General features: G+C 71.6%; 18 protein-coding genes and 2 tRNA genes. 3 read left to right on the forward strand and 17 right to left on the reverse strand.

The annotated features are described in order from the left end of the window. Positions 1-36: 36 nt before the first annotated feature. Complete coding sequence (locus ACWEQO_RS14805; protein WP_361455981.1) at positions 37-732, reverse strand: hypothetical protein; 696 nt, start codon at positions 730-732, stop codon at positions 37-39. 224 nt (positions 733-956) lie between these two features. Further along, entirely contained in the window at positions 957-3,854 is a 2,898-nt protein-coding gene (leuS, locus tag ACWEQO_RS14810; RefSeq protein WP_361455984.1) for a leucine--tRNA ligase, read from the reverse strand. Between the two features lie 602 nt (positions 3,855-4,456). Here leuS and ACWEQO_RS14815 point away from each other — a divergent pair. Together ACWEQO_RS14815 and ACWEQO_RS14820 are read left to right on the forward strand one after the other, a co-directional pair. After that, positions 4,457-5,758 (forward strand): cytochrome b/b6 domain-containing protein, encoded by a 1,302-nt coding sequence (locus tag ACWEQO_RS14815; RefSeq protein WP_361455987.1) that lies wholly within the window; start codon positions 4,457-4,459, stop codon positions 5,756-5,758. After that, positions 5,755-7,362 carry an NADH-ubiquinone oxidoreductase-F iron-sulfur binding region domain-containing protein gene (locus ACWEQO_RS14820; RefSeq protein ID WP_361455990.1) on the forward strand — a complete coding sequence of 536 codons (1,608 nt, stop codon included), beginning with the start codon at positions 5,755-5,757 and terminating at the stop codon, positions 7,360-7,362. The genes ACWEQO_RS14815 and ACWEQO_RS14820 overlap by 4 nt, the downstream gene beginning before the upstream one ends. A gap of 141 nt (positions 7,363-7,503) precedes the next feature. Here the strand turns inward: ACWEQO_RS14820 and ACWEQO_RS14825 are convergent. From ACWEQO_RS14825 to ACWEQO_RS14865, 9 genes are all read right to left on the reverse strand, one after another. Further along, positions 7,504-7,576 (reverse strand) — tRNA-Ala (locus ACWEQO_RS14825). Positions 7,577-7,680: 104 nt separating this feature from the next. Continuing rightward, complete coding sequence (locus ACWEQO_RS14830; RefSeq protein WP_015660434.1) at positions 7,681-7,914, reverse strand: hypothetical protein; 234 nt, start codon at positions 7,912-7,914, stop codon at positions 7,681-7,683. Positions 7,915-7,917: 3 nt separating this feature from the next. Beyond that, positions 7,918-8,100, reverse strand: a complete 183-nt coding sequence (locus ACWEQO_RS14835; RefSeq protein ID WP_452982884.1) for a hypothetical protein — start codon at positions 8,098-8,100, stop codon at positions 7,918-7,920. Positions 8,101-8,337: 237 nt separating this feature from the next. Next, positions 8,338-8,410 (reverse strand) — tRNA-Ala (locus ACWEQO_RS14840). A 138-nt stretch (positions 8,411-8,548) separates the two neighbouring features. Next, positions 8,549-9,223: a histidine phosphatase family protein gene (locus ACWEQO_RS14845; RefSeq protein WP_452982887.1), complete on the reverse strand. Its 675-nt coding sequence runs from the start codon at positions 9,221-9,223 to the stop codon at positions 8,549-8,551. Then, positions 9,214-9,672 carry a ribosome silencing factor gene (rsfS, locus tag ACWEQO_RS14850; RefSeq protein ID WP_361455999.1) on the reverse strand — a complete coding sequence of 153 codons (459 nt, stop codon included), beginning with the start codon at positions 9,670-9,672 and terminating at the stop codon, positions 9,214-9,216. Before rsfS ends, ACWEQO_RS14845 begins: the two co-directional genes overlap by 10 nt. 115 nt (positions 9,673-9,787) lie before the next feature. Next, positions 9,788-11,554, reverse strand: coding sequence for an LCP family protein (locus tag ACWEQO_RS14855; RefSeq protein ID WP_361456002.1), 1,767 nt, complete (start codon positions 11,552-11,554; stop codon positions 9,788-9,790). Positions 11,555-11,570: 16 nt separating this feature from the next. Next, positions 11,571-12,341, reverse strand: coding sequence for a nicotinate-nucleotide adenylyltransferase (nadD, locus tag ACWEQO_RS14860; RefSeq protein ID WP_361456005.1), 771 nt, complete (start codon positions 12,339-12,341; stop codon positions 11,571-11,573). A gap of 105 nt (positions 12,342-12,446) precedes the next feature. Further along, complete coding sequence (locus ACWEQO_RS14865; protein WP_361456008.1) at positions 12,447-12,611, reverse strand: hypothetical protein; 165 nt, start codon at positions 12,609-12,611, stop codon at positions 12,447-12,449. A 380-nt stretch (positions 12,612-12,991) separates the two neighbouring features. Here ACWEQO_RS14865 and ACWEQO_RS14870 point away from each other — a divergent pair, with 380 nt between their 5' ends. Next, positions 12,992-14,125, forward strand: coding sequence for a M48 family metallopeptidase (locus ACWEQO_RS14870; RefSeq protein ID WP_361456011.1), 1,134 nt, complete (start codon positions 12,992-12,994; stop codon positions 14,123-14,125). Between the two features lie 65 nt (positions 14,126-14,190). On the opposite strand, the gene ACWEQO_RS14875 is transcribed toward ACWEQO_RS14870, so the two are convergent. From ACWEQO_RS14875 to ACWEQO_RS14900, 6 genes are all read right to left on the reverse strand, one after another. Further along, entirely contained in the window at positions 14,191-15,261 is a 1,071-nt protein-coding gene (locus ACWEQO_RS14875; RefSeq protein ID WP_452982893.1) for an SCO2583 family membrane protein, read from the reverse strand. 88 nt (positions 15,262-15,349) lie between these two features. Then, positions 15,350-15,949, reverse strand: coding sequence for an SCO2584 family spore wall biosynthesis protein (locus tag ACWEQO_RS14880; RefSeq protein ID WP_452982896.1), 600 nt, complete (start codon positions 15,947-15,949; stop codon positions 15,350-15,352). A 76-nt stretch (positions 15,950-16,025) separates the two neighbouring features. Next, positions 16,026-17,312, reverse strand: coding sequence for a glutamate-5-semialdehyde dehydrogenase (locus tag ACWEQO_RS14885; protein WP_361456020.1), 1,287 nt, complete (start codon positions 17,310-17,312; stop codon positions 16,026-16,028). Between the two features lie 49 nt (positions 17,313-17,361). Next, on the reverse strand, positions 17,362-17,829 hold the full coding sequence (locus ACWEQO_RS14890) for a hypothetical protein (RefSeq protein WP_361456023.1): 468 nt from the start codon (positions 17,827-17,829) through the stop codon (positions 17,362-17,364). 134 nt (positions 17,830-17,963) lie between these two features. Continuing rightward, the gene (gene proB / locus ACWEQO_RS14895; RefSeq protein ID WP_361456152.1) at positions 17,964-19,070 is read right to left on the reverse strand and encodes a glutamate 5-kinase; all 1,107 of its coding nucleotides are present in this window, start codon (positions 19,068-19,070) and stop codon (positions 17,964-17,966) included. A gap of 178 nt (positions 19,071-19,248) precedes the next feature. Next, the gene (locus ACWEQO_RS14900; RefSeq protein ID WP_361456026.1) at positions 19,249-20,400 is read right to left on the reverse strand and encodes a phospholipase D-like domain-containing protein; all 1,152 of its coding nucleotides are present in this window, start codon (positions 20,398-20,400) and stop codon (positions 19,249-19,251) included. Positions 20,401-20,584 lie beyond the last annotated feature (184 nt).

Below are 20,584 nucleotides of genomic sequence, written 5' to 3' on the forward strand. Positions count from 1 at the left end.
GACCGTGTCCGGATCACGGCGATCGGAACGACCGGATCAAGTGGTGCTCTCCGGACGGGCCTTCTTCTGCCAGGGGTAGGTGGGGCGCGGTCCGGGCGGTGTGATGGCGGGGCGGGCCGGTCCGGCTGCCGGGGCGTCCTCGGCCGTCGCCGCGGGCCGGGGCGCGGACGCGGCGGACTGCTGCCCGGTGGTCGTCCAGTGCCGCAGGGCCCCGGTCTCCATGTCGATCTGGCTGCTCAGGGAGTCGAGGTCGTCGTCCGCGAAGTGGCGGGCGCGGTCGCGGGCCGCCCAGCGCAGGGAGTCCGCCGACCGCGTGATGCGGTGGGTGCGCTCACGCAGTTCGGGCAGCCGCTTGCCGAGGGTGCCGCGGTCCGGCTCGGACTCCAGGCGCCTGAGCTCGCCCTCCAGCTCGCGCCCGTGCGCGCTGAGCCGCTCGAAGAGGGCGAGGGACTCCTCGAGGGACCGGTCCTCGGCGGCGCCGGCCTCCAGCGCCTCCTGGGTGGCGCGCATGGACGTACGCAGCGTGAGCCGGAGTTGGGCGATCTCGCCGGCCGGGCCGGACTGGGCGAAGGACTTGACCTTCAGGGTGTGGTCCTCGACCGTGCGGCGGGCCTGGGTGAGGTGACGGTCCGCGCTGCGCTTGGCGGCGCCGACGACCTTCACGGTGGCGTACGCGCCGAGCACGACGAAGAGCACGAAGAGCAGGGCCAACACTGCGATCACTGCTTCCACGAGACTCCTCCTCCGGGCCCTCGGGCCTGTCGCCACACACACCGCGCCGCTCTTCAAAGGTAAACGCAACGGGCAGGTCCGGAGTTCCGGAAGAACCCCGAACCTGCCCGTAGGGGAGTACCCCGAGCCCGCCGTTCCGCACCCCGGCGGCCCGGCCGACCCGCAGCGCTACGGCGCCACGGCGACGCGGCGTCACGGCGTCACGGCGTCACGGCGTCACGGCGTCACGCCGGAACGATGTTCACCAGCTTCGGCGCCCGCACGATCACCTTGCGGATCCCGGCCCCGCCCAGCGCCGCGACGACCCTCTCGTCGGCCAGCGCCACCTTCTCCAGCTCCTCCGCGGAGATCGACGGCGACACCTCCAGGCGGGCCTTGACCTTGCCCTTGACCTGGACCACGCAGGTGACGGCCTCGTCGACCACGTACGCCGGGTCGGCGACCGGGAAGTCCTGGTGGACGACCGAGTCGGTGTGGCCCAGCGAGCGCCACAGCTCCTCCGCGATGTGCGGGGCCAGCGGCGCCATCAGCAGCACCAGGGACTCGGCGACCGGACGCGGCACCGCACCCCCCTGCTTGGTCAGGTGGTTGTTCAGCTCGGTGACCTTGGCGATGGCGGTGTTGAAGCGCATGCCCTCCAGGTCCTGGCGCACCCCGTCGATCGCCTTGTGCAGGGCGCGCAGGGTCTCCTCGTCGACACCGGAGTCCCCCGCGTCGACGACGGTCACCTCGCCGGTGTTCTCGTCGACGATGTTGCGCCACAGCCGCTGCAGCAGCCGGAACTGGCCGACCACCGCGCGGGTGTCCCACGGCCGCGACACGTCCAGCGGGCCCATCGCCATCTCGTACAGGCGCAGGGTGTCGGCCCCGTACTCGGCGCAGATCTCGTCCGGAGTGACCGCGTTCTTCAGGGACTTGCCCATCTTGCCCAGCAGCCGGGAGACCCGCTCGCCCTGGTAGTAGTAGGCGCCCTCGCGCTCCTCGACCTCGGCGGCCGGTACCGCGATGCCGCGGCTGTCGCGGTAGACGTAGGCCTGGATCATGCCCTGGTTGAACAGCTTGTGGAACGGCTCCGCCGACGACACGTGCCCCAGGTCGTGCAGCACCTTGGACCAGAAGCGCGCGTACAGCAGGTGCAGGACGGCGTGCTCGGCGCCGCCGACGTACAGGTCGACACCGCCGTGCGGCATGCCCTCGCGCGGGCCCATCCAGTACTGCTCGATCTCCGGGTCGACCAGCTTCTCGCTGTTGCGCGGGTCCAGGTAGCGCAGCTCGTACCAGCAGGAACCGGCCCAGTTGGGCATGGTGTTGGTCTCCCGCCGGTAGCGGCGCGGACCGCGGCCGTCGCCCAGGTCCAGGGTGACGTGGACCCAGTCCTCGTTGCGCGACAGCGGTGTCTCGGGCCGGGTGTCGGCGTCGTCGGGGTCGAAGGTGCGCGGGGAGTAGTCCTCGACCTCGGGCAGTTCCAGCGGCAGCATCGACTCGGGCAGCGCGTGGGCGATGCCCTCCTCGTCGTAGACGATCGGGAAGGGCTCGCCCCAGTAGCGCTGGCGGCTGAACAGCCAGTCGCGCAGCCGGAAGTTGACGGTGCCCTCGCCGATGCCCCGGCGCTCCAGCCACTCGGTGATGCGCGCCTTGGCCTCGACGACGCCCAGGCCGTCCAGGCTCACCTCGTCGTTGGACGAGTTGATGATCTTCGCGTCGTACGAAGCGAAGGCGTCTCCCCAGGTGGCGGTGTCCGTGCCGCGGCCGTCCGTCGGTTCGACGATGCAGTGGATCGGCAGTTCGAAGGCGCGCGCGAACTCGAAGTCGCGCTGGTCACCGGCGGGTACGGCCATGATCGCGCCGGTGCCGTAGCCCATCAGGACGTAGTCGGCGATGAAGACGGGCACCTGCTCGCCGTTGACCGGGTTGGTCGCGTAGGAGCCGATGAAGACGCCGGTCTTCTCCTTGGCCTCGGCCTGCCGCTCCACGTCGGACTTGGAGGCGGCCTGCGCGCGGTAGGCGGCGACGGCCTCGGCCGGGGTGGCGTGACCGCCGGTCCAGACGTCGTGGGTGCCCTCGGGCCAGGCGGCCGGGGTGAACTTCTCGACCAGCGGGTGCTCGGGCGCCAGCACCATGTAGGTGGCGCCGAACAGGGTGTCGGGTCGGGTGGTGAAGACGGTGATGTTCTCGCCGTCGATGGGGAAGTCGACGCGGGCGCCCTCGGAGCGGCCGATCCAGTTGCGCTGCTGCAGCTTGATGGCCTCGGGCCAGTCCAGGGCGTCCAGGTCCGCCAGCAGCCGCTCGGCGTAGGCGGTGATGCGCATGTTCCACTGGCGCAGCTTCGCCTTGAAGACCGGGAAGTTGCCGCGCTCGGAACGGCCCTCGGCGGTGACCTCCTCGTTGGCCAGCACGGTGCCCAGGCCGGGACACCAGTTGACCGGCGCGTCGGAGGCGTAGGCCAGCCGGAACTCGCCCAGGACGTCGGCGCGCTCGGCCTCGCTCAGCTCGCTCCACGCACGCGTGTGGCCCGGCACGGGGCGCTCACCGGACTCGAACTCGGCGATCAGCTCGGCGATCGGGCGGGCCTTGTCGGCCTTGTCGTCGTACCAGGAGTCGAAGATCTGCAGGAAGATCCACTGGGTCCACTTGTGGTACTCCGGGTCGATCGTGGCGAACGACCGGCGCCGGTCGTGGCCCAGGCCCAGCCGGCGCAGCTGGGCCTTCATGTTCTCGATGTTGGCCTCGGTGGACACCCGCGGGTGCGTGCCGGTCTGCACGGCGTACTGCTCGGCGGGCAGTCCGAAGGCGTCGAAGCCCAGGGTGTGCAGGACGTTGTGGCCGGTCATGCGCTGGAACCGGGCAAAGACGTCGGTGGCGATGTACCCCAGCGGGTGGCCGACGTGCAGTCCCGCACCGGAGGGGTAGGGGAACATGTCCATGATGAACTTCTTGGGCCGGGCGACCAGCTCCGGGTCGCCCGCCAGGTCACCGCTCGGGTTGGGCGCGTCGTAGGTGCCCTCGGCGTCCCAGAAGTCCTGCCAGCGTGCCTCGATCTCGGCCGCCAGGGCGGCCGTGTAGCGGTGCGGCGCGGCCTCCGCCGACACAGGGGCGGTGGCCGCGGGGTTCGTCTCGCTCATGATCCTCAAAGCTCCATCGATCGTCTGCGCCTTCGGCTGCGGCATTTCAGGCCTTCGGGTCCCAAGACCCTCGGGCTCCCGGGCACTCGGGCTTCCGGAAATGAAAAATCCCCTCGCACAGGAGGGGACGCCGCGCCGATTCCGACCACCTGGTACGACCGTGGTCGGGACTGATCAGCGCGGCTCGCTAAGCAGAAGGCGTACGGCACGCATGGCGTCAGGGTACCGCAGGCCCGCGGCGGGCCGCGACGCGCTTTCCGGGCCCGCGGGGCCGCCGGGAACCGCCGGCGGGCCCGCGGAGAGGGCTCCCGCCCCACCGGCACCCCTGAATTCCGGTCAAATATTACTTCGCGTAACGCCCTCTATGGGGGCATCCCTCCGCCCTGATCGTCCTTTGGTAACAGCGCAACAACTCAAACCTGTACTCCCCGGTACGCAGGAGGTTTAGAGTGCGGCCCGGGACCGCTTCTCCCGAACGTTCGGAGTTCCCCCATGAACCCTCGTCCAGACAGCAGCCCACCGCCCGTTCAGGGCCGGTCGGCTGCCGGTCGGCCGTACCCGCTCGTCGTCGTGCTTTCCGTCGTGATGTGGGGAGGTAGGGCGTGAGGCCGGACGACAGCACCGCGGACGACTGGTTCCTCGAGTTTCTCAACTTCGGCGCGGGCGTCCTGTCCCTCGTCTGCCTGAGCTGCTCGGTGATCTGGGGGCTCGTCGCCCAGGACCGGGTACTGCTCGGCCCGCGCGAGCGCATCCTGTCGCAGGCCGTGCACCGCACCACGGCGGTCGGTTCGGTCGTCTTCCTGCTGGTGCACATAGTCATCAAGCTGGTCCTGGAGCACACCACCTGGATCGCCGCGGTACTGCCCTTCGGGCTGTTCCTCACCGACGACGAGGTGGTCGCCGGCCGGAACTTCCTGATCGGCCTGGGCACGCTGGCCGGCATGCTGATGATCTTCGTGGCCATCACCGGCATCCTGCGCAACCGCTTCGCCTCGCCCGCCCCCGTCGCGGCACGCTGGCGCGCCATGCACATGCTGGCCTACCCGGCCTGGTGCGCCGCGCTGGTGCACGGGCTCTACGCGGGTCGAGCGGCCAAGCCGATCTTCCTGATCCTGTACGGCCTGTCCGTGCTCGGCGTCATGGCCGTCCTGGTGCTGCGCGTCTCCCCGGCCTCGGTCAAGCGCAAGGTCGCCGACCAGGTCACCAACCTGCTCGGCATCACCGACCCGTCGGGCCGCGACACCCTGGACAGGGGCCGCTCCCGGTCGGCCGAGGCGTCGTCCTCCGGGCTCCCCGGCTACCAGGACGGCGGCAGACGGGCCTCCCGGTCCCGTTCCGAGCGCCCCGAGCCGGCCCGGCCGCGCTACGAGACCGCCGAACGCGTCCCCCCGGCCCCGGAGCCCGCGAACGGCTTCGCGGCCGCCTACCGCGCGGTCTCGCCCCCGTCCGCCCCGGCCCAGCCGCAGCAGCCCCTCTACGCCGACCAGACCGCCCGCATGGAGCTGCCTCTGGACATGCAGCCCACCCAGGCCGTCCCGCGCGTGGACGTCCCTCCCGTGGACGCGCCCCTCATGGACGCGGCGCGCGTGGACGGACCCTCCAGCACCTCGGGCAACTGGCCCATCCCCTCCCCGCCGCCGGTCGGCGAGGCCCCGCCGTCGGCCTACGACCCGCTCCAGGACACCGGATACACCATCCCGACCTACGACAATTCGACCGCGCCGGGCTACGGCACGAGTGATGTGCGCGACACCGGTGAGTCGAACCCCCTCTACGGCACGTACAACCCGAGTGACACGTACAACAGCGGTCCCGCCACTGATCCGTCCCCCGGTGCGTCGTACGACTTCGGCGCACCGGGTTCGGGCGAACCTTGGAACACGCCTTCCGGAGGCTTCAAGTGAACGAGGCTCTGCCCGACGTACCCGAAGTCCGCGTTGTCGGACTTCCCCAGCTCACGTCGGGCTTCGACCTTGTCGACCGGCTCGATCTCCCCATGCACCTCAAGGTGCACGGGCCGCTCGAACCCCTGGGCGGCGAACAGCTCGCCCAGTTGGCTGAACGCATCAACCTCAGGGGCCGCGGCGGCGCGGGCTTCCCCTTCCACAAGAAGCTGCGCTCGGTCGCCGAAACGGCGATCAAGCGCGGCGTCCGGCCGGTCGTCGTCGTCAACGGCAGCGAGGACGAGCCGGCCTGCCGCAAGGACACGGTGCTGATCAACCGTGCCCCGCACCTCATCCTGGACGGCGCGCTGCTGTGCGCCGAGGCCATGGGGGCCCGCACGCTCGTGGTGGGGGTCACCCGGGAGTCCACCCAGCGCTCCATGGAGGCCGCGCTGGCCGAACGCGGCCTCGACAACGGGCGCCGGTCCGCGCTGCGCGCCCGCGTGCAGCGCAACCCGGTGCGGATGGTCACGGGCGCCGCGGCCTCGCTGATCCGCTCCATCGACGGCGGTCCGGCGATCCCGCCGGGCCGCAAGACCAGTGCCTCGAAGAACGGCGTCGGCGGCGCGCCCACCCTGCTGTCCAACGCCGAGACGTTCGCCCAGCTCGCCATCGCCGCCCGCATCGGCCCGGAGCGCTACGGCAACACCGGCCTGTACGACGAGCCCGGCACCGTCATGCTCACGGTGTCCGGGGCGGTCGCCCGCCCCATGGTGGTCGAGGTCCCGACGGGCGTACCGCTGCGCTACGTCCTGCAGCTCGCCGGTGCGCCACCGGTGCCGCAGGGCGTGCTGACCGGCGGCTACCACGGCAAGTGGATCGACGCGGCGACCGTCAACGAGGCGATCGTCTCCCGCAACTCCCTGGACGCGGTGGGCGGCGCCCTCGGCGCGGGGGCGATCCTGCCGATCAGTCAGAACACCTGCCCGCTGGGCGAGTCGCTGATGGTGGCGAAGTGGCTGGCCGAGGAGAGCGCCAACCAGTGCGGCCCGTGCTACCTGGGCCTGCCGGCCGCCGCGCGCGGCCTGGAGGACATCCTCAACGGCGGCGGACCGGCCGCCCTGGAGGCGGTCAAGCAGGTCGCCAAGAACGTGAAGCGGCGCGGCGCGTGTTCGCATCCGGACGGCTCCGCGATGTTCCTGGAGTCGACCATCAAGGCGTTCACCGACGACCTCACCGCCCATCTCATGGGCAACGGCTGCGGGCGGCCCGTGGAGGGCGTCCTGCCGCTCTTCGAGGGCGGCCAGACCCCTACGGGCATCCCGGGCGGCGGCGGCGAGGAGAACGGCCCCAGCCGCCAGAAGATCTTCGTCGACTGGACGCTGTGCCGGGGCCACGGGCTGTGCGCGGACCTCCTCCCGGAGGTCTTCCAGCTCGGCGCGGACGGCTTCCCGACGGTCGCTCAGGCCCAGGTGCCGCGCCGTGCCGAGGACAAGGCGCTGCGCGCGGTGCGCCGCTGCCCGGCGCTGGCCCTGCGCATCGAGGAGGGGGCTTCGTCCAAGGCGCCCTCCCGCAATCTGCCGGTCCTCTCCCCGGGGCGCGGCCGGCGCGCCCTGGGCCGCTGAGACAGGCCCGTGCGGGACGCCCCTCGGGGTCGGTCCCGCACGGGCCGCTCTCCGGGCCGCCGCACACCGTCCCCACGGTCACCGTCCCCACAACGCGCAGAGGGCGGACCATCCCTTCGGATGGTCCGCCCTCTACTGCTGTGGAGCTAAGGAGAATTGAACTCCTGACCTCCTGCATGCCATGCAGGCGCTCTACCAACTGAGCTATAGCCCCAGGTCCTGCTCCCGCCCGGTTTCCCCGGCGGCGACGCCAACTTTACACGGTCACCGGGGTCCAACACCAAATCGGTTCCGTTGCGTCCGGTTCCGTCCGCATTGTCACGCGGTCACGAACGAATAGAAGCGTTTGAGCGTGCAGTGCTCCTCCAGGAGCCGGCCGTAGATCGGTTCGCCCTCGAGTTCGCGGTACGTCTCGATCGGGTCACCCTTTATGATCAGCGCCCGCGCGCACTCCTCGCACCAGTACTGGTAGTCGGGATTGACCGGTTCCATGTCCCGGACGATCGGCGTCCCGCTGCCGCACCAGTCACACCTTCGCCTGTGCGCACCCATCACTCAGCTCCAGCTGTGGCCGCAGGCCGTACACACGTAGGGGACACCGCCGTTGCCGTCGAGGCCACCGAGGGTCCGGGCGACGTGCGCGAAGCCGCGGGAGGGGCATTGGTGGCGGGTCGGGATCCGTCGTGCCGACACCCCGCCGAAGAGGTGGTCGACCTCCCCGAGGATGCTCGCAGACATCACAACTCCCTCCCGTCGGGCCGCGCCCCCTTCCGGCCGTTTGATTCTGCCACGGCCGGGCCGATGCGGTCAGCGACGCCTGGGTACCGTTCAAGACACGGATCGGCGCCTCATGGAGGTATACGCCCGCGGGCCCCGGACCGCTCAACCAGGAACGACGAAAAAACCCGCCCTCGCGGAGAGGACGGGATCTTCGTCGGGTGAAGCGGTGGATCTCCCGATCCAGCACCCCATCTGTGGAGCTAAGGAGAATTGAACTCCTGACCTCCTGCATGCCATGCAGGCGCTCTACCAACTGAGCTATAGCCCCGGGTGTTCTTCCCGCTCGGCGGGCGAACAAGAAGAACTTTAGCCTGCGACCTGCCGGAAAGTGAAATCCGGTGCCCTGCCGGTCGTCCGTCGTCCGTCGGGCATTCGTCGGGCGTCCGTCGGACGATCGGTCCGTCGGTCAGTCGTCGTCGCCGAGCACCGGCTCCGGCAGGGTGCCGGCGTTGTGCTCCAGCAGCCGCCAGCCGCGGGCGCCCTCGCCGAGGACCGACCAGCAGCAGTTGGTGAGCCCGCCCAGGCCCTCCCAGTTGCGCGGGTCCAGCCCGAGCAGCCGGCCGATGGTGGTGCGGATCGTGCCGCCGTGGCTGACCACCACGAGCGTGCCGTCGTCCGGGAGCTTCTCGGTGTGCCGGAGCACCACGGGAGCGGCCCGGTCGGCGACCTCGGTCTCCAGCTCGCCGCCGCCCCTGCGCACCGGCTCGCCGCGCTTCCAGGCGGTGTACTCGTCGCCGTGCCTGGCGATGATCTCGTCGTGCGTCAGGCCCTGCCAGACGCCCGCGTAGGTCTCCCGCAGGGCCTCGTCGTACACCGGCTCCAGGCCGGTGAGCGCGGCGAGCTCCGCGGCGGTGCGCACGGCCCGCTTCAGGTCGGAGGCGATGATCGCGTCCGGTTCGAGGCCCGCGAGGAGGCGCGCGGCCCGGCGGGCCTGGGCGACGCCGGTCTCGGTGAGCTCCACGTCGGTGCTGCCCTGGAAGCGGCGCTCCACGTTCCAGGAGGTCTGGCCGTGGCGCCACAGGATGATGCGGCGGCCCCGGCGGCCGGAGCCGGACACCTCACCGGAGGCACTCACCGCCACTCACCGTCCGGCTCCGCGGTCTGCGCGGCGGCCTCCTCGGCCTCCAGCCGCCGGGCGTGCTCCGCGGCCTTGCCGCGGGTCGCCACGGCGTCCGCGGGCAGCTCCAGCTCGGGGCAGTCCTTCCACAGCCGCTCCAGGGCGTAGAAGACCCGCTCCTCGCTGTGCTGGACGTGGACGACGATGTCGACGTAGTCGAGCAGGACCCAGCGGGCCTCGCGGTCGCCCTCGCGGCGCACCGGCTTGGCGCCGAGCTCCTTGCCGAGCCGCTCCTCGATCTCGTCGACGATCGACTTGACCTGGCGGTCGTTGGGCGCGGAGGCCAGCAGGAAGGCGTCGGTGATGGACAGCACGTCACTGACGTCGTAGGCGACGATGTCGTGCGCGAGCTTGTCGGCGGCCGCCTGGGCGGCGGCGGTGACGAGCTCGATGGAACGGTCGGTTGCGGTCACTGCACGGCTTTCGCTCGGAGGTCGGTTGCCTCCAAGGGTCTCACGGACCGCCGGGCACGCCCCACGCGTTTCGGGGGCGCCCCGGCCGGGGGCCGCCGGGGGCGCCCCCGCCCGGTCAGCTGCCGGGCTCGTAGTCCTGGCCGAGGAGCACCGAGACCCTGGCGTTCCCGGAGACCTCGCCCTTGCCGACGGAGGAGGCGGGCAGCCCCAGGGTCTTGGCGACCTCGGCGGCGTTCCCCTTGTCGGCGGCGTCCGCGTAGACGACCTCGGAGGTCGCCTCCGCGGTGGCCGTGCCGCCCTTCAGGAAGGTGAAGCCGCCGTTGAGGAGCACCACACGGGCCTTCTCGGCGTTGTCCTCCACACCGGTGGCGTTGCGCACCGAGACGCTGACCGCGGCGTCCTTGTCGGGGCTCTTCGCCGTGCCGCCGAGCACCTCCTTGACCACGCTGTCGCTCGTCTCGGCGGTGAGCGTGCCGTCTTCCTGCACGGGCAGCAGTGCGGTTCTGTGGTCGCCGCCCTTGGCGAGGTCGGCGAGCCGGGCGAGGAAGGAGCCGAGGTCCTTGTCGGTCAGGGGTGGCTCGATGATCTGCCCCAGGGTCTGGATGGTGACCGTCGCGGCGCCCGCGTCGGAGGTCATCTTCCGCAGCACCCCCTGCATGACCTGTCCGAACCGCTCCAGCTGGGCGTCCTGGGCCTCGCCGGAGCCGCGGTGGGTGGCGTAGGCGACGGCCATCTTGCCGGAGAGGGTCTGGCTCTTCCCCTTCTTGACGAGGGGCGCCTCGCCCTTCTTCTTGGCACTCGGGTCCGGCACGTCGGCGTCGGTGTCGATGTCGATGTTGCCGACCAGGTCGACGAGGTTCTGCAGGTAGGGCGTGTCCAGCCGCCAGGTGCCCTCGATGTCGGTGCCGAGGACCGTGTCGAGCGCGGTCCGGGTCCCGCCGGAGCCGTCGTCCTCGACCGACTTGGCGAGCGTGGTGGTGCTGCCGTCCTCGGCGGCGAGGGCCAGGGAGTTGGGCAGCAGGACGGTGGTGCCCTGCTGGGTGGTGGTGTTGCCGACGAGCAGCGCGGTGGCGGTGCCGCCGCCCTGGGTGTCGTGCAGGTGGACGACGATGACGTCCCGCTTCTGGGCGCCCGCGGCCGTCGTGGCGCCGGCGCCGGCCTCGGAGCCGGTGCCGGGCAGTTTCCCGGCGTACCAGAGGTAGCCGACGCCGCCGGCCGCGACCAGCGCGAAGACCACGACGAGGGCGACGATCCGGCTGCGGGCGCGGCGTTTGGCCTCCTCGCGGCGCTCGGTGCGGTTCTCGGTGAACTTCAGCCAGTCGATGACGTCCTCGGAGTCGCCGTCCGGTTCCTCGACGAAGGCGAACTGCTCGGTGCGGTAGTCCCGTTCGGGCGTCCCGGAGTCGTCGGGGAGGTCGGCGGGGCCGGATCGGCCGTCGGTCCGGCCGGGCTCGTCGTCGTCGGCGGGGCCGGGCTGGTGCGGGATGTACGCGGTCTGCTCGGCGGTCCGGGGCTGCCGGCCGGTGCCGTCGTGCGCGGTCTGCCCGTAGGAGTCCCCGTAGGGGTCGTACGGGGACTCCGTGCCGCCGCTCTGCGGGGCGCCGTAGGGGTCGTACGAGTCGTAGGTGCCGGGAGCGCCGGGGGCGGGGGCGTCCTGGGCCCCGTAGGGGTCGTACGGGGGCTGAGGCTGCTGCGGGCCGCCCGCGTACGGGTCGTAGCCGTAGCCCTGCTGCCCCTGGCCGTTCCCGTACTGGTCCTGGCCCTGGTACTGCTGGTGCTGGTACTGGTCCTGGCGGTAGACGGGCCGCCCGTACTCGTCGTAGCCGACGAGCCCGTACGGGTCGTCCCCGCCGCCGTATCCCGCCTCGTATCGGTCGTTCACCGGTGCCCCTCTCGGCTCACTCGCCGCGGTACAGCTCGCGCTTGGCGATGTAGCGCACGACCCCGTCCGGCACCAGGTACCAGACGGGATCCCCCTTGGCGACTCTCGCACGGCAGTCCGTCGAGGAAATGGCCAGGGCGGGGACCTCCACGAGCGACACGCCGCCCTCGGGCAGGCCCGCGTCGGTCAGATGGTGGCCGGGCCTGGTGACGCCGATGAAGTGCGCCAGGGAGAACAGTTCCGCGCTGTCCCGCCAGGTGAGGATCTGGGCGAGGGCGTCGGCGCCGGTGATGAAGAACAGGTCCGTGTCGGGGTTGAGCGCGCGCAGGTCGCGCAGGGTGTCCACGGTGTAGGTGGGTCCGCCGCGGTCGATGTCGATGCGGCTCACCGAGAACTGCGGGTTCTCGACGGTCGCGACGACCGTCATCAGATAGCGGTCCTCCGCCGCGGAGACCACCCGGTGGCTCTTCTGCCACGGCTGCCCGGTGGGGACGAAGACCACCTCGTCGAGGTGGAACCGCGCGGCGACCTCGCTGGCCGCCACCAGGTGTCCGTGGTGGATCGGGTCGAAGGTGCCGCCCATGACACCGAGCCGGCGCCTGCCCGGCCGTACCGTGCCGGCGCCCGGGTCGCCGCCCCGGCGCGGCGCCGGACGGTGCTCGGCGCCGCTCGCCGGTCGCGCGGCCGTGCCTTCGGCCCCGGACCCGGTCGTGACCTCGGTGGTCGCCTCGGTCGACTCCCCGCCCGTGTCCGTCGCCGGACCGACAGGCATGTCCTGCTCTCCCATGCGTGCAGACCCTACCGGCCCAACATGGCGGCCCCGACGGCCAGGTGTGCCCTCCGGCCGGCCCCGGACGGCCCGAGGCCGGTCCGGTGGCTCATGCCGGGGGTTCTAGCGGTCGCGGTTGAATCGGGTGGTGATCCACAGCAGGACCAGCAGGGAGGCCAGGACACAGCCACCGACGAAGTAGGGGTTGAGGCTCTCGTGGTTGCCAGTGTTCGCTCCGCCCTCGGCGGCGAGGGTGACCAACTGGACAGCGGCGCTGGGGAAGCTCATCTTCGACAGTACCTATCGCGTGTGGGCGGGATAAAGACTTCGGCTCATCGTAAGCGGGCACCTTCTCGACGATCACCCCGACTCCGCCGTTGCGGGCCCGGCCGCCTTCCCGGCCGCTTCCCGGCTACTCCCCGGTCGCCTGCCGGGCCCTCCCCCGGCGGGCACCCCTACGGGCGCCCCGGCAGGCAACCATCCCGCCGCCCGGGCCGTCCTTCTCGGGGAGCCGCACGGCTCGCATCCGGTCTGCCGGTCCACACCGTCTCCGCCTAGGCTGGGCCTCGCCCCGGGGCGGGCAGCGGGCGAAGCAGGGACCGCACGGAGGACCGGCAAGGGACCGCCAAGGGGACCGCGAAGGTCACACAGACGCACATGGGGGACACATGTCCGACGGCCATCAGCACAACGGGCACGAGAACGTGCCGAGCAGGCAGCGCAGGCGCTTCCCCGGAATCTCCTCGCGTGCGTACGAACACCCCGCCGACCGCTCCGCCCTGGTGGCGCTGCGCAAGCTGACCGGTTTCGACACGGTCTTCAAGGCACTGAGCGGCCTGCTGCCCGAGCGCAGTCTGCGGCTGCTCTTCCTGTCCGACTCGGTGCGCGTCTCGGACCGGCAGTTCGCCCATCTCAACGTCATGCTGCGGGACGCCTGCTACATCCTGGACCTGGAGAAGGTCCCGCCGATGTACGTGAACCAGGACCCGACGCCGAACGCGATGTGCATCGGCCTGGACGAGCCGATCATCGTGGTCACCACGGGACTGGTCGAGCTGCTCGACGAGGAGGAGATGCGGGCCGTCATCGGGCACGAGGTCGGGCACGCGCTGTCCGGGCACTCGGTGTACCGGACCATCCTGCTGTTCCTGACCTCCCTCGCGGTGCGGGTGGCCTGGATCCCGCTGGGCAGTGTCGCGATCATGGCGATCGTGACGGCGCTGCGCGAGTGGTTCCGCAAGTCGGAGCTGTCCGCGGACCGTGCGGGGCTGCTGGTCGGCCAAGACCTCCAGGCCTCGATGCGCGGCCTGATGAAGATCGCCGGTGGCAACCATCTGCACCAGATGAACGTCGACGCGTTCCTGGAGCAGGCCGAGGAGTACGACGCCGGGGGCGATCTGCGCGACTCCGTGCTGAAGATCCTCAACGTGCTGCCCCGCTCCCACCCGTTCACCACCGTGCGGGCGGCCGAGCTGAAGAAGTGGGCGGAGTCCCGCGACTACCAGCGGCTCATGGACGGCCACTACCCGCGCCGCGACGAGGACAAGGACGCCTCGGTGCGGGACTCCTGGCGCGAGTCGGCGAGCAGCTACGCCGGTGACGTGAGGAACTCCAAGGATCCGCTGATGAAGCTGGTCAGCGACATCGCGGGCGGCGCCGGTGATCTGGGCGACCGGGTCCGCCGCGGCTTCGGCGGCTTCACGTCGTCGGGCTCGTCGGGGTCCTCCGGGTCGAAGCCCTCGCCGGGATCCGGCCCGGACTCCGGTTCCGGGGACGACCGCCCGCCGCACGACGGCACGTGAGCCGCGTCTGAGGCACTGGGACCGCGGCGGGGGCGGCCACGCGGCCACCGGACCGGGGGTGCGCGTCACAGCCTGGGCTGCGCCCCCGCCGCCAGCGAGCCGCACAGGGCCGCGGCGTCGCCCGCGGCGTAGGGGTCGGTGCCGGCCGGGCCGCCCTCCTCGGCCGTGGCGCCCGCCAGCAGGGGGCGCAGCCGGCCTGCCGAGTCCTCGGCGCAGGACAGCGGGCCGGCCTGGACGTACGAGACGGCGAGCTGCGCCTGGTGCAGGCGCAGGTCCTCGCGGTCGAAGCGGAAGCGCAGCTCGCGCCGGACCGTGAACAGCGACGCCTCCGCGCCCTTCTCCGCACCGGCCGGCCGCAGCGCGTACACGGAGGTGTGGTCCGCGGTGACCTCGAGGGTGGCGGGGTCGGCCTCGGTGGCCTGCAGGGTGCCCCGGACCCGGATCCTGCGGTCGGCCAGCTCCGCGCGGGAGGGGTCGAAGCGGACGAGCCATCCGGTGGGCGCGTGCCGCCCGTCGGCGGCCGGCCGGGCGAGGCTCTGGTCGAACTGCTCCTGCTGGTCGGTGTCGAGCAGGACGCGTACCGAGCGGGTCTCCCCGCCGGTGAGCACCGCGGGGTCGAGCGCGGACCGGATGACGTAGTCCTTCGCCGTGAGCAGCGCGGCCACGACCTGCCCGTCCGAGAAGTGCGCGGTGCGCCGGGACGCCGGGAGCGGCACCCCCTCGGCGCCGACGCGGAACTGCGCCGCCGGACTCCTGGCGTACAGCCGTTCGACGTCGGTGGTGCCGGGCACCCTGCCCTCGGGTTCGAGCGGGAGCAGGGTCATGCGCAGGGGTTCGACCGCCTCCCCCGCGGTGGCCGCCCGGTAGGGGTGCTGTACGCCCATGTAGATCGCGGTGCCGAAGGCCAGGGCGATCAGGACCACGAGTACCAGCACCTGCCGGGACAGGCCCCGGCGGCGGCGCGGACGGCGGCGGACCGCGGGGGCGTGGTCGGTGATGCGCTCCTCGGCGGAGAACTCCTGGAGGCGGGCAGCACGGACGAAGGACTCGTCGAAGACGACGGAGCGGTACTCGTCCTCGCCGCCCGAGGAGGCACCCTCAGGAGTCCCTCCAGGGGGGTCCGCTGGCCCTGCCATATCTTCAGAGTAGGTCGCGGGGAGCCCCCGTAAACGCCCTGCCGCACGACAAGTTGTGACAGGTTCTCACCAGGTCCGGCCCCCGCCGTCAGGGGCCGGGCGGGATCACCGGGACGGTCGGCCGGGAGAAGTCGGCGGAGGCGGACGGCGTCACGCCGCCGCCCTGCTCCGGGCCGGTCGAGGCGGGTGTCGGGGCCGGGTCCTGACGCGGGGAGGAGGCCCCCCGGTAGACGGCCGAGAAGGCGAGCGCGACCATCCCGATGCCCATCACGAGGGCGAGGATCCAGGCGACCGGGCGGTGCCAGCGGATCTGCCTGCCGTACGGCCCCGGGGAGCCGTACCCGTCCTCCGGCGCATCGGGATCGTCGGAGACGTCATCCACGTCGTCGAAGGCGTCACCGCGGCGGTGGCGGCGGTGTCCGCCGTACCTGCCGTACCCGCCGTACTCGTCGTCGTACCGCTCGCTCTTCGGGTGGGTGCGGCGGGCCTCGGCCTCGGACGCCTCGGCCCTGGCCCGGGCGGCCGCCAGGAGGCGTTCGACGGCGGTCGGCTCGTGGACCACGGCCGCACCGATGAACGCCTCGTCGAAGACCACGGAGTCGAACGCGTCGTCCGACACTCCGCGGTCGTGGTCGTCGTCGGGCTCCCCGCCGTCAGGGAACGGCATGCCCCCCACGTCCTCCGGCACATCTCCAGAGTAGACCTGGGGGGTCAATTTGGGCAGACGGTACGGAGATTCGTCCGCCTGCCCGAGCGGCCGTGGTTCAGCGACGGACGTGCCCGTCACCGGTCACGATGTACTTGGTGCTGGTCAGCTCCGGCAGGCCCATCGGCCCCCTGGCGTGCAGCTTCTGCGTGGAGATGCCGATCTCCGCGCCGAAGCCGAACTGACCTCCGTCGGTGAACCGGGTGGAGGCGTTGACGGCGACGGTGGTGGAATCCACCAACTGGGTGAACCGCCGGGCGGCCTGCTGCGAGGTGGTGACGATGGCCTCGGTGTGGCCGGAGCTCCACAGCCGGATGTGCTCCACGGCCCGGTCCAGGGAGTCGACGACCGCCACGGCGATGTCGTGGGAGAGGTACTCGGTCTCCCAGTCCTCCGTGGTGGCCTCCACCACGGTCGCCTTGGAGTCCTCGGCGTACTCCATCACCCGCTCGTCGGCGTGCACGGTGACCCCGGCGTCCGCCAGGGCGTCCAGGGCGCGCGGCAGGAACACGGGGGCGATGTCCTGGTGGACCAGGAGGGTCTCGGCGGCGTTGCAGACGCCGACCCGCTGGGCCTTGGAGTTGACCAGGATCTCCACGGCGGTGTCGATGTCGGCGCGGGCGTCGACGTAGACGTGGCAGTTGCCGGTGCCGGTCTCGATGACCGGGACGATCGACTCCTGGACGATCGTGTTGATCAGGGAGGCGCCGCCGCGCGGGATGAGCACGTCGACCAGGCCGCGGGCGCGCATCAGCTCGCGCACGCTGTCCCGGCTCTCGCCGGGCACCAGCTGCACCGCGTCGGCGGGCAGCCCGGCGCCGCCCACCGCGTCGCGCAGCACCCGCACCAGCGCGGTGTTCGACCGGTACGCGGAGGACGAGCCGCGCAGCAGGACCGCGTTGCCGGACTTCAGGCACAGGGCGGCGGCGTCGACCGTGACGTTGGGGCGGCCCTCGTAGACGATCCCGACGACGCCGAGCGGCACCCGGACCTGTCGCAGGTCGATGCCGTTGGGCAGGGCGGAGCCGCGGACGACCTCGCCGACCGGGTCGGGCAGCGCCGCCACGTCCCGTACGTCGGAGGCGATCGCGCGCACCCGCTCCGGGGTGAGGGTGAGCCGGTCGATCATTCCCTCGCCGATGCCCGCCTCGCGCGCCTTGGCCACGTCCTGGGCGTTGGCCTCGACGATCTCGCTCGCCCGGACCTCCAACGCGTCGGCGACGGCGAGCAGTGCCTCGTCCTTGGCGGCACGCGGCAGCGGCGCAAGGGTGGCGGCGGCGCCCTTGGCCCGGTAGGCGGCCTGGTTGACCGGGGACATCGAGTCATAAGGCGAAAGCGTCGTCATGGGGGGAAGGATAATGCGGCCGGAGAGAACCGGGACGGCCCTCCCGTTCTCAGAACGGGTGCACCCCCACCGGGGTCGCCGGGGCCGGGCCGTGGCCCGCGGCGATGCGCTGGTGGTAGGTGGTCCGGTCGATGACCTCCAGGCCGACGATCTCCCAGGGCGGCAGGCCCGCGGTCTGCCGGTGCTCGCCCCACAGCCGCAGCGCCACCGCGGCCGCGTCGTGCAGGTCCCGGGCCTCCTCCCAGTAGCGGATCTCCGCGTGGTCGTCGGCGTACCTGCTGGTCAGCAGGAAGGGGTGGTCGTGGGCGAGCTGCTCCAGGGCGCGGCGGACCTCGGTGACCGGGGCCCGGCTGCCGGAGACGCTGAGGGTGACGTGCCACAGGCGGGGGAGGTCCCGGTGCTCGCCGCCCTGGAACCGGTCCCCGGCCGTGACGCTGGTCAGGGCGCGCTCCTCGCCGGCCGCCCGGGAGCCGGCGCCACCGCGGGACGCCGTCGTCCCAGGGCGTACTCGTCTCACGACGGTCTCCTTCACGCACAGGCCGGCCCTCGGGGCCGGGCGGATGTGTCCCTGGAGGAAAGTTGAGCAGGCCGCCGGGCGTCATGGGGCGGTTTTGCGGAACGTCCACCGCGCGGGGCGGACGATCCCGGACATTACGGGTGCAGAACCACCAGATCGTCCCTGTGTACGACCTCGCGCTCGTACCCGGGCCCGAGATCGCGGGCGAGATCGTGGGTGGAACGGCCGATCAGCCGGGGGATCTCCTTGGCGTCGAAGTTGACCAGGCCGCGCGCCACCGGCCGCCCCCGGCGGTCCCGCAGCTCGACCGGGTCGCCCGCGCTGAACTCTCCCTCGACGCCCGCGATCCCGGCCGGCAGCAGTGACTTGCGGCGCTCGACGACCGCGCGCACCGCGCCGTCGTCGAGGGTGAGCGCGCCCTGCGGGGTGGACGCGTGCTGGAGCCAGAGCAGCCGGTCGGCGGAGCGCCGGCCGGTGGGGTGGAAGTACGTTCCGGTGTCCGCGCCGGCGAGGGCCTCGCCCGCGTGGACGGCGCTGGTCAGCACGACCGGGACGCCCGCGGCGGCGGCGATCCGGGCGGCCTCGACCTTGGTGACCATGCCGCCGGTGCCGACCCCGGCCTTCCCCGCGCTGCCGATGTCGACGTGGGCGAGGTCCTCGGGACCCCGCACCTCGGCGATCCGCGAGGTGCCGGGCCGCGCGGGGTCGCCGTCGTACACGCCGTCCACGTCGGACAGCAGGACGAGCAGATCGGCGTGGACCAGGTGGGCGACGAGGGCGGCGAGGCGGTCGTTGTCGCCGAAGCGGATCTCGTCGGTGGCGACGGTGTCGTTCTCGTTGACGACCGGGAAGGCGCCCATCGTGAACAGCTTGTCGAGGGTGCGGGAGGCGTTGCGGTGGTGGGCGCGGCGGCTCATGTCGTCGGAGGTCAGCAGCACCTGGCCGACGCGGACGCCGTAGCGGGCGAAGGAGGCCGTGTAGCGGGCCACCAGCAGGCCCTGGCCGACGCTGGCGGCGGCCTGCTGGCGGGCGAGGTCCCGGGGGCGCCGGGTGAGGCCCAGCGGGGCGAGGCCGGCGGCGATGGCGCCGGAGGAGACCAGGACGAGTTCGCGCTCGCCGCCGGACCGCACCTTGGCGAGCACGTCGACGAGGGCGTCGACCCGGTCGGCGTCCAGGCCTCCCGCCGCGGTGGTCAGCGAGGAGGATCCGACCTTGACGACGATCCTGCGGGCCTCGCCCACGGCCTGCCTTGCCCGTGCCACCTTCGCCGCCCGTCCCCTCACATCGGATTCGCGTCGATCACCGGTTCACGTCGATCGATCGCCCACCAGAAATCTACGGGACGGGAACGGTGCGGCGCGCCACCGTTCCACGCTGTGAACCGCGCCGCGGGTCGTCTCCGGCTCCTCGACCGGTGCGTCACCCCGCGGGGACCGCGACCGCGAACATGCTCTCGAAGTTCTGACGGTACGCCTCGTGCGGCCCCGTCCCCTCCAGCCTGAGCATGGCCTCGTCGTTGTCGCGCAGCGACGACTCGTCCAGGTTGTGCGATCCGGTGAAGGTCCATTTCGTGTCCCGGTGTCCGGCGTAGTCACCCTCCATCAGCACGTACTTGGAGTGAACGAGGTATCCGTCGGCGGTACTCAGCCGACGCAGCGCGATGTTCCTGTGCCCGGAGAGTTTGCCGACGTCGTTGCTCTCGTTGTAGACGATGCGCACGGAGCAGCCCTGGTCGGCCATCGACCTGAGCTTCTGCGCGACCGCGTCCCGGTGCAGGGCCAACGCCGCCACCCGTACCGTGCCGCCCGCGGCGCACGAGAGATTGTCGAGGACGTCCACCACGATGTCCCCGGTCTTCTGCGGGAAGAAGTAGTACTTCTCGGTGCCCACCTTTCCGCTGGTGAAGTAGTCCTCGTTCTTCCTCATCGCAGCCAGGTCGTCGAAGTAATTGCGGTAGGCGGTGTAGAGAGCGGTGTTCCCGACGACCGTGTAGGCGTTGTTCCAGTACTTCTCCGTGTTGAGAGAGGTCTGGTTCGCGGAGGTCTGGATCACCACGTCCTCTGCCTCCCCCGCGTTTCCGATGCGCGAGAAGGTGAAGAACTTGTTGTGGTTGATCATGCTGCTGCGCCCCGTCGCGATGCAGGCGCCTCCCGCCGTGCAGACGTGCACCCAGGAGTCCCGGGACCTGTCGGTGCCCAGCGCCGCGATCAGGCTCTGAGTGGCCGCGGACGACGCGAACTTGGCGTCCAGAACCACCCGCACGGTGACGCCGCGCCGGTGAGCGGAAATGAGGGCGTCGGAGTAATCCTGGTCTCTCAGCGCATACAGCGCGGATCGGATCATCCGGCCGCTCTGCGTGTTGTTCATCGCGGTGATGATGTGGTTCTTCACCGCGTCCTGCTGCGCAGTCGAGCCCTTGGGGTTGTTGAACACCGCGCCCGTGGTGATGGGTGCGGCCTGCTGGGCCGCCGTGGCCGGAACGGAGGGCAGGAGAAAGGCGCCGGCGAGTACGGCTGCCAGGGTGGTGCGTTTCAGTACGTGTACCGAGGCGGAAATGACGGCAAACCTCACTTTTCCATGACGATAAAAGGGTGTTCTCACGTTCGCTGCGGTCTCCAGCAGGCGTCGGCTGCACGAGAACTGCCGGAATTCCCGCATCACGCGGCCTGGACAGCGGGCCGCCGGAGTCTCCGTGACACGGCCTCCCGGCCCTCGGCGCGGCGAGCCGGTCCGGTGCTCCTCCGAACCACCGGCG

This window comes from Streptomyces sp. NPDC004051, assembly GCF_053604275.1.

What these genes read in the sequence shown, in the direction of transcription:
- leuS (WP_361455984.1), bottom strand. Translation starts at nt 3,854, where the DNA reads ATGAGCGAGACGAACCCCGCGGCCACCGCCCCTGTGTCGGCGGAGGCC.
- ACWEQO_RS14830 (WP_015660434.1), bottom strand. Translation starts at nt 7,914, where the DNA reads ATGGGTGCGCACAGGCGAAGGTGTGACTGGTGCGGCAGCGGGACGCCG.
- ACWEQO_RS14835 (WP_452982884.1), bottom strand. Translation starts at nt 8,100, where the DNA reads ATGTCTGCGAGCATCCTCGGGGAGGTCGACCACCTCTTCGGCGGGGTG.
- nadD (WP_361456005.1), bottom strand. Translation starts at nt 12,341, where the DNA reads ATGGGAGAGCAGGACATGCCTGTCGGTCCGGCGACGGACACGGGCGGG.
- ACWEQO_RS14865 (WP_361456008.1), bottom strand. Translation starts at nt 12,611, where the DNA reads ATGAGCTTCCCCAGCGCCGCTGTCCAGTTGGTCACCCTCGCCGCCGAG.
- ACWEQO_RS14870 (WP_361456011.1), top strand. Translation starts at nt 12,992, where the DNA reads ATGTCCGACGGCCATCAGCACAACGGGCACGAGAACGTGCCGAGCAGG.
- ACWEQO_RS14875 (WP_452982893.1), bottom strand. Translation starts at nt 15,261, where the DNA reads ATGGCAGGGCCAGCGGACCCCCCTGGAGGGACTCCTGAGGGTGCCTCC.
- ACWEQO_RS14885 (WP_361456020.1), bottom strand. Translation starts at nt 17,312, where the DNA reads ATGACGACGCTTTCGCCTTATGACTCGATGTCCCCGGTCAACCAGGCC.